We start from the raw sequence: 13,920 nt of genomic DNA, 5'->3' as shown, positions 1-13,920 counted from the left end.
GCCGCAGTGAGACGGTCCGTCGGGTACCTGGTCGCCTGGGCGGTGGTGACCACGGTCGCCGTCGGCCTGTCGTGGTTCGGCATCCGGTGGGCGATGGAACCCGCGCCGGTCGCCGCCGCGGGGTCCACGACGGGTTCGGCCGTGCTGCCGATGCCGACCGTCACCTCGCTGACCGTCCCGGTGCCCGAGCCCGGTGCCTCCGCCGACACCCCGTCGCCGCCTGTCGCGCCTTCGTCCACCAGGCCTCCTGTCGTCACCACGTCATCTGTTCCGGCTCCTCCCAGTAGTACGGATGCGCGTCCCACCTCGGCTCAATCTCCGCAGGGGGAATGGCAGGCGGACGGCTCCTACGTCCACGCGTTCCACCTGCAGGGCGGTGACGTGGTCGTGCGCTACCGGCCGCAGGGGGTGCAGGCGCTGTCGGCCACACCCGCGGACGGGTACTCGGTGGCCGTGGAACAGCCCGGCGGGCCGCTGGTGGTGAACTTCCGCAACGCCGCCGGCCGGTTGTCCAGGCTGGAAGCGACCTGGAGCAACGGGCCGACGGCGAAGGTGATCGAGCAGTAGGGCTCTACAGGCCGATGGCCCTGGCGATCTGCGTGGGCTTGAGCACCCGCAGGATCGCCTCGTACAGGTAGTAGTCGCCGTACGGCAGCGAGATCTCCACACCGTCCTCGGACGGGCGGTTGCGGGTGCCGCGCGCCAGGATCGCCTCGGCGCGTGTCGACCTGTTCGTCAGGCACGTGGCGACCAGGCCGTCGAGGATCCTCAGCGCCCGGTCGCGGTAGCGGGTCGTGCCGGTGGCCTTGGCCAGGTCGAGCAGGCCGCACGCCATGATCGCGCCCGCCGACGAGTCCTTGATGTCGTTGACGCCCAGCGGCGAGCGGTAGTCCCACACCGGCACGCTGTCCGGGGTGAGCACCGACAGCGCGTAGTCGGCCATCTTGCGTGCGGTGTCACGGAACTCGCGCAGGCCCGTGCGCCGGTACATGGTCGTGAAGCCGTAGATGCCCCACGCCTGACCACGCGCCCAGCACGACGTCGGGCTGTAGCCCTGCACGGTGTTCGGGCCGATGGCCGCGCCGGTGTCCGGGTTGAAGTCGAACACGTGCGGGGTCGAGCCGTCCGGGCGCAGGAAGTGCGTCTGGGTGGTCCTGGCGTGGGCGATCGCGATGTCCAGGAACCTGCGGTCGCCGGTCTGCTCGGTGGCGAACGCGAGCAGGTCCAGGTTCATCATCGTGTCGATGATGACGCGGCCCGCGTTGCCCGGCGTGCCGAGCCTGCCCCACGCGCGGATGAACCTGCCGGTGGCGTTCCAGCGCTGGATCAGCGTGTTCGCGGCGTCGATCGCGCCGTCACGCCACCTCGTGTCGCCGGTGAGCCGGTACGCGGTGACCCAGGACGGATAGAAGAGGAACCCCAGGTCGTGGTCGCGCGGATCCAGGCGCCGTGGTGCCAGCCGGTCGTTGGCGGCCTCGGCGAGCACGCGGAACCGCGCGTCGCCGCTGTCGAGGTGCGCGAGCCACAGGGTGCCCGGCCAGAAGCCGCCGACCCAGCCGCCGTCGGCGACGTAGGTCCACTTCTCGGCCCTGGTGATCTCCGGGAACGAGGTGATGCCGGGGGCGACCGCCTTCAGCTTGGCGTTGCCGTAGTCGAGGGCCGCACGGAGGGTCGCGGGCGAAGCGGTGGCTTCTCCCGCACCGATGGCCATACCTGCTCCGGTGAGCAGGGGAGTGGCCGCCGCGGTCGCCAGAAGGGTGCGTCGAGACAGATTCACGAGACCGTCCAGTCCCTTTCTTCGTCTTGCGCCCGGCGCCACACTGCCAGATCGGATCAAGGCGTGTAAAGGTGCGTCGAGAATTGATTCCGTGGTCTTGTCCGATGCCGCTGAACAGCGTAAAGAGCGCTGTCGCGGATGATCAGATATATGAACTTCCTGGATTCCGACGTTGTAAAGAGAATTGTTCACCCTTGTGAACAATTCGGTGTTCAGGCGCGGAAGAGAACGGCGTCGAGATGGCGTGGGCTCAGGCCGTGGCGCCGTTTGAACGAAGCGTTGCCCCGGCCGCCCTCGAGCGTGGAGAGGCCCAGGCGGATCGCGAGCCGGACCGACTCGGCGAACAGCGCGCCGTACGGGCTGTAGTTGCCGTCCACGGCGTAGTCGACGCCGCAGGTCCAGGTGTGGAAGCGGGTGGCGTCGGTGAGGCAGACGCCGGCCGCGACGAGCTTGCCGTGCTGGCGCACCTCGATCACGTGCGCCAGGTCGCCCAGCGCCGTCACGAACTTCGCGAAGGTGGTACCGGGGTAGTACCCGTTGTTCTCGAAGCGGCTGGCGGTCTTGACGCACAGCAGGGTGATCTCGTCGAGTGAGGCGTGGTCGACGGGGAGGGCCTCGATGGTGACGCCGGCCTCGGCCGATCTTCGTTCGTTGCGGCGCAGGTTCGCCCTGGCTCGCAGGCTCAGGCTCGCGAGGTACTGCTCGTAGGTGGTGAGGCCGGTGGCCCACCTGTCCGTCAGGTGGCGCGCGGGCAGGCCGGCCGCGCGCAACGCCTGCGACAGGGTGCCGCCGCGCTGGACGTTCGTGAACCCGCACCAGCGCGCCCCGAAGATCGACGCCGTGCGGATCATGGCGTCCAGCAACCTCGGCAGCACCTGCGCGGTGGCGGGTACGTGCGCGTCGTAGCAGTGCCAGGTGTGGCTGAGCAGCGCTGGCTCGCCGACCGCCTCCGGGTAGACCTCGTGCAGGCGGCACAACGGATTCACGGCCGTCTGGAGGTAGGCGGGCATGACGGCGACCGGCTTGCCGCCGTCGCGCGCCACGAAGTACGCGAACGCGTCGACGGCCGTCAGCGGCGACTGCTCGTATGCACTGACGTACGCGTGCCGGTAGAACACCGGTGCACCTGCCTGGTGCACCACCGAATCCCAATCGGCAGAATCGATTTCCCTTATACTGTTGGAGAATTCGACGTGCACGCGCTCACTGTACGGCTTGCCAGACGGCGAAGGGGACGTCGATCTCGTCGCGGCTGAGGCCACCGTGCTCGTAGCGCACCGAAGGGTCCGGCACCGGGAACCGCGGCGACGCGGCCACCGCGACGACCGGGCCGGCCTCCGGCTGCGGCAGACCGAGATCGGTGGCGTGGTGGATGGTCGCCGTGTCGCCCAGAGCCGTTGCCACGCGGTCGAAAACGACCTCCAGGCGGTCGGCCTTCGGGTAGAGCCACCGCATGCGTCCCGCGCCACCGGAGGGGATCACGCACTCCTCGCGCACGATCGCGTCCCAGGCCTCGGTGAGCTCCGGATCGGGGTCGACGGGGACCATGCCGTGGTCGGAGTGCGCCACGACGGTCCAACCCTGTGCGGCCCAACGGGAAGCGTGCGCGTCCAGGCGGAGCATGGCCTCGTACACCGACTCGTCGTAACCGTGACGGTGCACGTGGTCGTCGATGTTGACGTACGTCCAGAGGAAACGGGCGTCCTTGAGCGCTTTGTCCAGATCGGCGACGACGTTGGCGACGAGCAGCGGCGGGTCCTCGGACTGTGCCACCAGTTTGTGCTTCGCGGGCGCGGGTATCCGAATGCACCCTCGAAGCAGTGCCTGCGCCCAGGTTCCTTCGAGGAGGTCGAGTTCGCGGGCGAGCACAGTCGCGCCGTGCCGTTCGAGCACGGTCGGCAGGGCCGGGATCGCGGGCATGCCGTTGATGGCGTGCACGAGCCCGGATCCGTTGCGGTACACCGATCCCGGCACCCGGTGGACGTGGGCGGGAACGCCGGTCAGCGCCGTCAGCAACGCCGTCGCGGACGTCGGCGGCACGGTCGAGGACAGCGTGGAGACGGAAGCCGACAACCAGGACTGTTTGGCCACGTCCGACGAGAGACCGTCCACCGCCAGCACGATTACGCCGGAATGTGCCTTGCCGAGGGCGCGTTCGAGCCGGGAAGGTATCTCCGCCAGTGACATTCGGTGACTGTAACGCATCTCATCGGGTCAAGATTGCTCGTTCGGGGCCTGAGTTCCGCACAATGGCTGCCGATAAGGTAAAGAAGACTTGGCAGAAGGAAGGTGGCGGATGGCGGTCGGAGTTCTGGACGTCGGGTGCTTCAGCGCACACCTGGTGGTCGTGGAACGAGACCTGCTGCGTCCGCTGGTGTCCCACAAGGTCCGGCTGCGGCTGGACCGGGAGCTCGACGCGGACGGGGCCATCAGCCGCGACGGTGTCGACTCGCTCTGCGACGCCGTGCTCGCCGCCCGCAAGAAGGCGGGCGACGTCTCGTTCCTGCCCTTCGCCACGTCGTCCGTGCGTGACTCGGCGAACGTCGAGGAGGTCATCCGCAAGGTGGCCAGACGCACCGGCGTCGAGCTGAAGGTGTTGTCTGGCAAGGAAGAAGCGCGCCTCTCGTACGCGGCGGCCCGGCACTGGTTCGGCTGGAGCGCGGGGCCCATGGTGGTGCTGGACGTCGGCGGTGGCACCGTCGAACTCGCCGCGGGATCCGGCGCCGAACCCGAACGCGCGGTGTCGTTGCCTTTGGGGGCAAGGACATTGACGCGCACCGGCCTGACCGTCACGGAGATGCGCGTGGAGGTGGCGCAGCGCCTGAAGTCCGCGTTCCCGTGGGGCGAGAGCGCGCACGCGGTGGGGTGCTCGAAGGTGTTCGAACAGCTGGCCCGCCTCGCCGGCGCCCGCAACGGCACCTACGCGCCGCGCCAGCTGCGGCTCAAGGACCTGGAGAAGTGGATTCCGCGCCTTGCGAAGCTCTCGGTGCGCGAACGCGCGGCTCTGCCGGGGATCTCACGCCACCGGGCCCAGCAGTCGCTGGCGGGTGCGGTGGTCGCGGAGGGCTTGATGAAGGTCTCGGGCCACGACGTCGTGGACATCTCCCCGTGGTCCACCAAGGAAGGCCTGCTGCTCTCCCTGGTGGAACGCTCCCGAGCGCTGAGCTCGTCAGCCGCGTAGAGCGGCGACAGCGTCGTCGATGTCGGTGAACAACAGTAACAACTGGTCGACGGCCGTCATCTCCAGCGGACGCAGCACGATTCTGCTGTCGCTGACGACGCCGAACCTGACGCCGAGCTCGTCCGCCTGGTGCTGCGTCTCCACCAGCGTGCGGATGCCCTCGGAGCCGAAGAAGCGCACTTCCCGCAGGTCGAGGACCAACGCGGGGGGCTTGCGGTCGAGCAGTTCGGCGAGCCTGCTGGTCACCGGTGCCGACGACATCATGTCGATCTCGCCGGTGAGAGCGACGATCGGGATGGACTGTACGTAGGTGGTTCTCTGCCGAAGCTGGTTCATAGGACTCCCGTCCGCACCGACCGTACGCGCCATCGCCGGACGCTCACAACCTGAAACGTTCGGAGCCGCGGCTACACCAGCAGGAAAGCGCGGGTCAGGAGCATCGCGGCCACCAGCAGCGCGAACAGCACGATGATCGCGATCACGATGCGTCCGGCGGTCGCCTTGGGCGGAGTCCGTTCGTGGTGGGACAGGCCCGTGGTGGTCGATCCGGAGTCCGGAGGGGTTTCTCCTGGATTCACCCCGCCGCCGGGTTCTGGCCCAGGTGTGAGGTCGGGTTCAGGGTCGGGCGGAAGGGCGGTCATACGGGTTGAGGTACCCCGTTTTCACGCTTCTAGCTGCGCCCAGACCACTTTGCCGCCGCTTTGCGGCGTGGTGCCCCACTTCACGCTCAGCGCCCGCACGAGCTGCATGCCGCGCCCGCGTGGGCTGCTGGGATCGACCGGTCTGAGCTCGGGCAGCTTCGACGACTCGTCGTGCACCTCGACGAGCATGCCGCCCGCCTTCCGGCTCACCGTGAGTGTGATCGGTCCCTCACCGTGGTCGATGCCGTTGGACACGAGTTCGGTCACGACGAGCTGCGCGTCGTCGACCAGGTCCTCGGACAGCTCCCACGACGCCGCGACCTCGCGCACCACCTGACGTGCGCGAGCGCAGGAACCGCCCTCGGCGGTCAGGATCACCCGCACCTCTGCCAGTGGGTCGTTCAACACAGGACGCATCGTCGCACATCCGGCGCGTCGTCCGGATCTTTCAGCCCCCCGGTGGTCGCATGGTCGGACGTCGTGCTGCACGATTTGGGTCGCACGAGTCGGGCGTGGCGAAGGGAAACGGCGACGATGGAGCTCAACGTCGGCAGCGAGGTCCAGCGGGGATGGCGAGTGCTCGCCGTCGCCGGTGAGCTGGACATCGACACCGTCCCCCTGTTGTCCGCCCGGCTCGACGAGGACGTGACCGGGGCGCACGCGGTGCTCGACCTGGCCGGACTCGCGTTCATGGACTCGACCGGGCTGGCGCTGGTGCTGGACTGGCACCGCCGGCTGGCCGAGGCCGGCGGGCAGCTGCGGATCGCCGCTGCTCAGGCGCCGGTCCGGCGGTTGTTCGAGCTGGCCGACGTGGCCGAGGTGCTGAGCCTGCACGAGTCGGTGGACGTGGCCGTGCAGGAGGCGGTGGACTCGGCTCACTGACAGCCGGTGCGCGCGGAAGGGCGGCCGGTCTTCGGCTGCGCCCCGTCCGCGCGGGTAGGGCCCTCAGGCTTCCGCCGACACGCCCAGGTAGTAGGCGATCAGGCGGATGAGGTGCTCGGTGTCCACCGGTTTGGTGACGTAGTCGGTGGCACCCGAGGCCAGGGACTTCTCGCGGTCGCCCTTCATGGCCTTGGCCGTGACGGCGATGACCGGAAGGTCGGCGTAGCGCTCCATCGCGCGGATCGCCGAGATCGTGGCGTTGCCGTCCAGCTCGGGCATCATGATGTCCATCAGGACGATGGCCACGTCGTCGTACTGTTCGAGGGCCCGCACGCCCGTGATGCCGTTGTCGGCGAAGATCGCCTCCAGGCCCACCAGCTCGAGCACGCTCGTGAGAGCGAAGACGTTGCGCAGGTCGTCGTCCACCACGAGGACCTTCTCGCCGTGGAAGCGGATCGAGCCCGAGGCGGCCAGCACCGGCGCCGGGGTGACGATCGGGGTCGGTTCCGGCAGGACGATCGTGTCCGGGGTGACCTTGCCCAGCGGGAGGCACAGGGTGAAGGTCGAGCCGATACCCGGCTCCGAGCGGACCCGTAGCGCGCCGTTGAGCAGTTGTGCCAGCTCACGGCTGATGGACAGACCCAGGCCCGTGCCGCCGTACTTGCGGGACGTGGTGCCGTCCGCCTGCTGGAAGGCCTCGAAGATGACGGCCAGCTTCTCGGCCGGGATGCCGATGCCGGTGTCGTGCACGTCGAACGCCACGGTGGACGGGTCGTCCATGCGCACGTGCAGGCGGATGCCACCGTCATGGGTGAACTTCACCGCGTTCGAGAGCAGGTTCCTGAGGATCTGCTGGAGGCGGTGTTCGTCGGTGTGCAGGGTCTCCGGGACGTTCGGGTCCACGCGCACGGAGAACTCGAGGTTCTTCTCGGCCGTCAGCGGCAGGCACAACGTCTCGACGTAGCGGACGAGCTCCTCCAAGCGGACCGGGTCCTCGTGCAGCGTCATGTGGCCCGCCTCGACCTTGGTGAGGTCGAGGATGTCGTTGATGAGCTGCAGCAGGTCCGAGCCGGACGAGTGGATCGTGCGGGCGAACTCGACCTGCTTGGGGTTGAGGTTGCCGTCGAGGTTGTCGGCGAGCAGCTTGGCCAGGATCAGCAACGAGTTCAGCGGCGTCCGGAGCTCGTGCGACATGTTGGCCATGAACTCGGACTTGTACTTCGAGGCCGTCTGGAGCTGGCGCGCGCGGTCCTCCAGTTCCTCGGAACCGGCCCTGAGCTCCGTCGTGAGGCGCTGGGACTCGACCAGCAGCGCGTCGGTGCGGGAGTTGGCCAGCAGCGTGTTCACGTTGACGCCGATGGCCTCCTTGAGCTGGTCCAGGAGGTCGAGGTGGACGTCGGAGAACTCGTTGAGGGACGCCAGCTCGATCACGCCGAGGGTCTCGCCCTGGAACAGGACCGGCAGGATCACCAGGTTGACCGGGGCCGACTCGCCCAGTGCCGAGGAGACGGTCAGGTAGCCGCCGGGGACCTGGGTGACCAGGATCGTCTTCTTCTCCAGGGCCGACTGGCCCACCAGCGACTCGCCCATGGCCACGCGGGTGGTGCGGGCGGCGTCGAGGCGGAAGCCGTAGGTGGCGGTCAGCTCCAGGGACTGCTTGGAGTCGGCCTCCTCGATCTGGAAGAACGCGCCGTGGTGGGCGCTGACCAGCGGCGTCAGCTCGCTCATGATCAACGAGGCCAGCGCGCGCAGGTCGCGGTGGCCCTGCATCAGACCGGACAGGCGCGCCAGGTTGGTCTTGAGCCAGTACTGCTCGCGGTTGGCGCGCGTGGTCTCTTTGAGGTTCGCGATCATCTGGTTGACGTTGTCCTTGAGCTCCGCGAGCTCGCCGGACGCGTCGACGGTGATCTGCCTGGTCAGGTCGCCCGCGGTCACGGCGGTGGCGACGGCGGCGATGGCGCGGACCTGGGTGGTCAGGTTCGACGCGAGCTGGTTGACGTTGTCGGTCAGCTTCGACCACGTGCCGGCCACGCCGTCGACCTCGGCCTGACCGCCGAGCTTGCCCTCGGTGCCGACCTCGCGGGCGACCCGCGTGACCTCGTCGGCGAACGAGCTGAGCTGGTCGACCATCGTGTTGATGGTGGTCTTGAGCTCCAGGATCTCGCCGCGGGCGGAGACGTCGATCTTCTTCGTCAGGTCGCCCTGGGCCACGGCGGTGGTGACCTGGGCGATGTTGCGGACCTGGTTGGTCAGGTTGTCCGCCATGAAGTTCACCGAGTCGGTGAGGTCCTTCCACGTGCCGGCGACGCCGGACACGCGGGCCTGGCCGCCCAGGATGCCCTCCGTGCCGACCTCACGGGCGACACGGGTGACCTCGTCACCGAACGCGCGGAGCGTGTCGACCATGCCGTTCAGGGTCTCGGCGAGGGCCGCGACCTCGCCCTTGGCCTCGACGGTGATCTTCTTCGAGAGGTCGCCGTTCGCGACGGCGGTGGCGACGGCGGCGATGTTGCGGACCTGGTTGGTCAGGTTGTCCGCCATCAGGTTGACGTTGTCGGTCAGGTCCTTCCACGTGCCGGCGACGCCCTGCACGCGGGCCTGACCGCCCAGCCGGCCGTCGGTGCCGACCTCGCGGGCGACGCGGGTGACCTCCTCGGCGAACGAGCTGAGCTGGTCGACCATCACGTTCAGCGTGGACTTGAGCTCCAGGATCTCGCCGCGCGCGTCGACGGTGATCTTCTGCGACAGGTCGCCGTTCGCGACGGCGGTGGCGACGTGCGCGATGTTGCGGACCTGGTTGGTTAGGTTGTTCGCCATGAAGTTGACGTTGTCGGTCAGGTCGCGCCACGTGCCGGCGACGCCCGGCACCGTCGCCTGACCGCCGAGGCGGCCCTCGGTGCCGACCTCGCGGGCCACGCGGGTGGCCTCGTCGGCGAACGAGGAGAGCTGGTCGACCATCGTGTTGATCGTGGTCTTGAGCTCGAGGATCTCGCCGCGGGCGTCGATCGTGATCTTCTGCGTCAGGTCGCCCCGCGCGATGGCGGTGGTGACCGAGGCGATGTTGCGGACCTGGGTCGTCAGGTTGTTCGCCATGACGTTCACCGACTCGGTCAGGTCGCGCCAGGTACCGGCGACGCCGGGCACCTGTGCCTGCCCGCCCAGGCGGCCGTCCGAACCGACCTCACGCGCGACCCGCGTGACCTCGTCGGCGAACGACGAGAGCTGGTCGACCATCGTGTTGATCGTGGACTTGAGCTCCAGGATCTCGCCGCGCGCGTCGACGGTGATCTTCTGGGTCAGGTCGCCGAGCGCCACCGCGGTCGTGACCTGGGCGATGTTGCGGACCTGGGTCGTCAGGTTGTCCGCCATGAAGTTCACGTTGTCGGTCAGGTCGCGCCACGTGCCGGCGACGCCGGGCACCTTCGCCTGGCCACCGAGCTTGCCGTCCGTGCCGACCTCGCGGGCGACGCGGGTGACCTCGTCCGCGAACGAGCTGAGCTGGTCGACCATGGTGTTCAGCGTGTTCTTCAGCTCCAGCATCTCGCCGGAGACGTCCACCGTGATCTTCTGGGTCAGGTCGCCGGTGGCCACGGCCGTCGCGACCTGGGCGATGTTGCGGACCTGGTTGGTCAGGTTGTTCGCCATCGAGTTGACGTTGTCGGTCAGGTCGCGCCACGTGCCGGCGACGCCGGGCACCTTCGCCTGACCGCCCAGGCGGCCGTCCGTGCCGACCTCGCGGGCGACGCGGGTGACCTCGTCGGCGAACGACGACAGCTGGTCCACCAGGCCGTTCACCGTCGAGCCGAGCGTCGCGAACTCGCCGCGCAGCGTCTGGTCCGACATGCGCTTGGTCAGGTCGCCCTCGGCGACGGCGGCCAGCACGCGGCTCAGCTCCGTCGTCGGCCGCATCAGGTCCTCGACCAGGCCGTTCACCGAGTCCGCGATGAGCGACCAGCCGCCGGCGGTGCCCGCGGGCGCCACCCGTTCGGTCAGCCGGCCCTCCTGGCCCACCGCCTGGCGGACCCGGCCCAGTTCACCAGCGAGCCACTGGTTGCGTTCGGCGATCTCGTTGAAAACGTCCGCGAGCGCTGACACAGGCCCGTTCCCCGGCACGACGAGCCTGCGGCGGAAATTGCCGTCACGCAGGTCTCTCATGGCGGAGAGGACCCGTTCGAGGGTCGCGTCCGTCTCTTCGTTGGCCGTGGTCACTCCAAGCCTCCGTGCCTCGGTGGTCACAGCCAAGACTGCCACGTTAGGTTTGGAGCGAGGTAACTTGAAGCCGCGATGCACGCAAACGACCCGCAGGAGGCCGTGATGACCCGGCCGTCTGCGCAGGACAAGAGCGGATGAGCAGCGTCGTGGGCATCGACCTCGACGGCTGGCAGCGCCTGGTGGACGGGCTGCGCGAAGCCGTCTTCGTCGTCGACGCGGCCGGAGTGGTGCGCGTGCGCAACGCCGCGGCCGCCGACAGGTTCCCCCGCCTCGGCCTCGGCGCGCAGTTCGACAAGCACGTCGTGGGCCGCCGGCACGACCTCGGCGAGGGCTGGAGTGCCTGGTACTTCACGGACTCCACGCTCGACCACGCGCATCTGCGGCTCGCCGGCGGCGGGTCGCGCGAACTGACCCTGAAGACGATCGTGCAGCTCGCGGCGGAACTGCTGGGCGAGCACTGCGTCGCCGTCGTGCCCGCCACCCGTGACCGGCTGGAGTGGTGGCGTTGCGATGGCGGCGAGCCCACGGTCACGCGCACGCCTCGCCGTGTCTCGGAGATCTCCGAGGTGCTGACCGGCACGTCCAGCCTGCTCAGGATCACCTCTTTGGGTGAAGGCAGCTGGGGCGTGCCGGAGGACTTCGGCTGTGCGCTGGCCGTGCCGCTGGGCGTCGGCGGCGCGCTGGTCGTGGTGCGGAAGGGCGACTTCGCGCCGAACGACGTGGAACGGATCCGGCTGTTCGGCAAGCACGCCGCCGTGGCGCTGGAGTCGTCGTCGAAGCTGACGGAGCAGCAGCGGACGATCGAGGTGCTGCGGTCGGCGCTGCTGCCGTTGCCGCTGCCCGAGGTGCACGGTGTGACGCTGGCCTCGGTGTTCATCCCCGCCCACCAGCGGGCGCTCGTCGGCGGCGACTTCTACGACGTCCACCCGCGCACGGACGGCTCGGCGACGTTCGTGCTGGGCGACGTCTGCGGGCACGGCCTGGAAGCCGCGGTCCACAGTGGACGCGTCCGGCAGTCGCTGCAGGCGCTCTCCCTGGTCGAGACGAACCCGGTGCGGCTGCTGCACCTGCTGAACACCTCGTTGCGCGCCACCGGCTCGAAGCTCTTCACCACGCTCGTCGTCGGGGAACTGGTGCCGCTGGCCAACGGGGGAGCACGGCTGTCCCTCGCGTCCGGTGGCCATCCCGCGCCGCTGGTGTTGCGGGCGGACGGCAGCGTGGACGAGGTGAGCGCCACGGGGGCGATCGTCGGAATCCTGGCGGATGTCCGGTTCTCCGGCGAGCAGATCACGCTGGCGCCGGGCGACACGCTGGTGCTGTACAGCGACGGCTTCACCGAGGCCCGCGCGCACACGAACCGCACGGAGTTGTTCGGCGAGCAGCGTCTGCAGGCGGTGCTGAAGGAGTGCAAGGGCCTGTCGGCGGAGGAGATCGCGCGGCACTGCGAGCAGGCCGTGCTCAAGTGGCTGGACCGGGACGACCACGACGACCTTGCCCTGCTGGCCGTCCAGGCCGTGTGAGTGAAGTTCCCGGTACAAGGGTTCATGCTCCGTTCGTTTCCCTGGACAGCTTGACCGGTTGAGATCTGCGCATGTCCCACTCTCACGATCACTCGCACGGTGATCACACGCACCACCACCACGAGGTAGAGCCGGTCGAGGGCAGCTGGCTCGACCCCGCGGACGACCGCCCGTCGTCAGTCGAGCGCCGCAAGTTCCTGGCCGGCCTGGGCATCGCGGCCGGCGCCGCCGGTGTCGCCGTGGCCGCCGGTACCGGCAGGGCCGAGGCGCACGTCCCGGTCAACCCCTGGGGCGGCGGTGAGCGCTGGTACGCGGGCGACCACCACATCCACACCCAGTACTCCGACGACGGCCAGTACACGATCGCGCAGCAGGTGCAGAAGGCGCACGAGTTCGGCCTCGACTGGGTCGTCATCACCGACCACGGTGGCGTCGCGCACCAGAAGTTCTCGATCGACCAGATCACGCCGGACATCGAGCGCGTCCGCCGGTCGCAGCGCGACGTGCTGGTGTACCAGGGCCTGGAGTGGAACATCCCCGGCGCGGAGCACGCCACCGTGTTCATGCCGCCCGGCAAGCACACCGTCGACATCCTCAAGGCGTTCGAGCTGTCCTACGACGGCCGCATCGCGAACAACACCGAGTCCCTCGCCCTGGCCGCCCTGCGGTACCTGGAGGCGCAGGTCCTCTCCGGACGGACCGAGATCGCGCTGATGTTCGCGAACCACCCGTCCCGGCGTGGCGTCGACAGCCCGCACGAGATCCGCGGCTGGCGCGACGCGGCTCCCGGTGTCGCGGTCGGCATGGAGGGCGCGCCCGGTCACCAGGCCGCCGGCACGCCGAAGTCCGCGGGCGGCTCCGGCCGTGCGCGCGGCTACTACGACACGGCGGCGCCGGGCCCGGAGTCGTTCCCCGGCTACCCGCCGGAGTCCTACCGCACCCACGGCGGGTTCGACTGGATGACCGCCAAGGTCGGTGGCCTGTGGGACTCCCTGCTCGCCGAGGGACGCCCGTGGTGGATCACCGCGAACTCGGACGTGCATCAGGTCTTCAACGACACCCTCACGCAGGGCTTGCAGGACTACGCCACGACAGGCTCGAAGGGCGCGCCGATCGACTCGGGGGTCAAGCAGACCACCTACGGCGACTTCTTCCCCGGCCAGTACGGCTCGAACATCGTCGGCTCCCGGTCGAAGTCCTATGTGGACATCATGCGCGGCCTGCAGGCAGGCAAGGTGCTGACCGTGCACGGGCGCCTGATCGACGGCCTGCAACTGCGCGTGCGCTCGCGCGACGACCTGCGCGGCGTGACGCTGGGCGGGCGGACGTTCGTGCGCCGGGGCAGCGACGTCGAGGTCACCATCGAGGTCGACCGCGCGTCCGGCCCGAACTTCGCGGGCACCAGGCCGGTGCTGGCCAAGGTCGACCTGATCGCCGGCCCGGTCACCGGTCCGTCCGCCGACCGCGACCTGTTCCTCGCGCCGGAGACCACCGTCGCCAAGACGTTCGAGGTGCCGCGCACGGGCAAGATCCGGTTCTCGTACACCTTCAAGAACGTCGAGCGGTCGTTCTACCTGCGGCTGCGGGGCAGCGACGGCAACCGGCTCACCTCGGCCGGTGACCCGATGATCGACGTGATCGCCGACTCGGACCCGTGGGCCGACCTCTGGTTCTACGCCAACCCGGTGTTCGTCGACGTGATCTGAC

General features: G+C 69.1%; 12 protein-coding genes. 5 read left to right on the top strand and 7 right to left on the bottom strand.

Features of this window, described 5'->3' with window-relative positions; translation table 11 throughout:
* Nucleotides 1-6: 6 nt before the first annotated feature.
* Nucleotides 7-567 (top strand): hypothetical protein, encoded by a 561-nt coding sequence (locus tag IG04_RS46655; protein WP_144065300.1) that lies wholly within the window; start codon nt 7-9, stop codon nt 565-567.
* A gap of 4 nt (nt 568-571) precedes the next feature.
* On the opposite strand, the gene IG04_RS0123875 is transcribed toward IG04_RS46655, so the two are convergent.
* The 3 genes from IG04_RS0123875 to IG04_RS0123865 all read right to left on the bottom strand — a co-directional run bounded on the left by IG04_RS0123875 (nt 572) and on the right by IG04_RS0123865 (nt 3,964).
* Nucleotides 572-1,777 (bottom strand): glycoside hydrolase family 88 protein, encoded by a 1,206-nt coding sequence (locus tag IG04_RS0123875; protein WP_030478932.1) that lies wholly within the window; start codon nt 1,775-1,777, stop codon nt 572-574.
* A gap of 212 nt (nt 1,778-1,989) precedes the next feature.
* Nucleotides 1,990-2,895 (bottom strand): GNAT family N-acetyltransferase, encoded by a 906-nt coding sequence (locus IG04_RS44185; RefSeq protein ID WP_157512977.1) that lies wholly within the window; start codon nt 2,893-2,895, stop codon nt 1,990-1,992.
* Between the two features lie 85 nt (nt 2,896-2,980).
* Nucleotides 2,981-3,964, bottom strand: coding sequence for an alkaline phosphatase family protein (locus IG04_RS0123865; RefSeq protein WP_030478930.1), 984 nt, complete (start codon nt 3,962-3,964; stop codon nt 2,981-2,983).
* Nucleotides 3,965-4,073: 109 nt separating this feature from the next.
* On the opposite strand from IG04_RS0123865, the gene IG04_RS0123860 reads away from it, so the two are divergent.
* Nucleotides 4,074-4,958, top strand: coding sequence for a Ppx/GppA phosphatase family protein (locus tag IG04_RS0123860; protein WP_030478929.1), 885 nt, complete (start codon nt 4,074-4,076; stop codon nt 4,956-4,958).
* Here the strand turns inward: IG04_RS0123860 and IG04_RS0123855 are convergent.
* From IG04_RS0123855 to IG04_RS0123845, 3 genes are all read right to left on the bottom strand, one after another.
* A complete protein-coding gene (locus IG04_RS0123855) occupies nt 4,947-5,294 on the bottom strand; it encodes an STAS domain-containing protein (protein ID WP_030478928.1) in 348 nt (115 codons plus the stop codon). The genes IG04_RS0123860 and IG04_RS0123855 overlap by 12 nt on opposite strands.
* A 71-nt stretch (nt 5,295-5,365) precedes the next feature.
* Nucleotides 5,366-5,599 carry a DUF6480 family protein gene (locus tag IG04_RS0123850; protein WP_030478927.1) on the bottom strand — a complete coding sequence of 78 codons (234 nt, stop codon included), beginning with the start codon at nt 5,597-5,599 and terminating at the stop codon, nt 5,366-5,368.
* 21 nt (nt 5,600-5,620) lie between these two features.
* Complete coding sequence (locus tag IG04_RS0123845) at nt 5,621-6,016, bottom strand: ATP-binding protein (RefSeq protein WP_036015535.1); 396 nt, start codon at nt 6,014-6,016, stop codon at nt 5,621-5,623.
* 117 nt (nt 6,017-6,133) lie between these two features.
* On the opposite strand from IG04_RS0123845, the gene IG04_RS0123840 reads away from it, so the two are divergent.
* A complete protein-coding gene (locus tag IG04_RS0123840; RefSeq protein WP_036015532.1) occupies nt 6,134-6,481 on the top strand; it encodes an STAS domain-containing protein in 348 nt (115 codons plus the stop codon).
* 63 nt (nt 6,482-6,544) lie between these two features.
* Here IG04_RS0123840 and IG04_RS0123835 read toward each other — a convergent pair whose 3' ends face one another.
* Nucleotides 6,545-10,690: a hybrid sensor histidine kinase/response regulator gene (locus IG04_RS0123835; protein ID WP_030478924.1), complete on the bottom strand. Its 4,146-nt coding sequence runs from the start codon at nt 10,688-10,690 to the stop codon at nt 6,545-6,547.
* 137 nt (nt 10,691-10,827) lie between these two features.
* Here IG04_RS0123835 and IG04_RS0123830 point away from each other — a divergent pair, with 137 nt between their 5' ends.
* Together IG04_RS0123830 and IG04_RS0123825 are read left to right on the top strand one after the other, a co-directional pair.
* The gene (locus IG04_RS0123830; RefSeq protein WP_030478923.1) at nt 10,828-12,213 is read left to right on the top strand and encodes a PP2C family protein-serine/threonine phosphatase; all 1,386 of its coding nucleotides are present in this window, start codon (nt 10,828-10,830) and stop codon (nt 12,211-12,213) included.
* Nucleotides 12,214-12,284: 71 nt separating this feature from the next.
* On the top strand, nt 12,285-13,919 hold the full coding sequence (locus tag IG04_RS0123825) for a PHP domain-containing protein (protein WP_030478922.1): 1,635 nt from the start codon (nt 12,285-12,287) through the stop codon (nt 13,917-13,919).
* Nucleotide 13,920 lies beyond the last annotated feature (1 nt).

It is taken from the genome of Lentzea albidocapillata (assembly GCF_000719115.1).
Taxonomy (GTDB): domain Bacteria; phylum Actinomycetota; class Actinomycetes; order Mycobacteriales; family Pseudonocardiaceae; genus Lentzea; species Lentzea albidocapillata.
The sequence above is the reverse complement of the archived record's forward strand: the minus strand, read 5'-3'. Positions and strand labels throughout refer to the sequence as shown.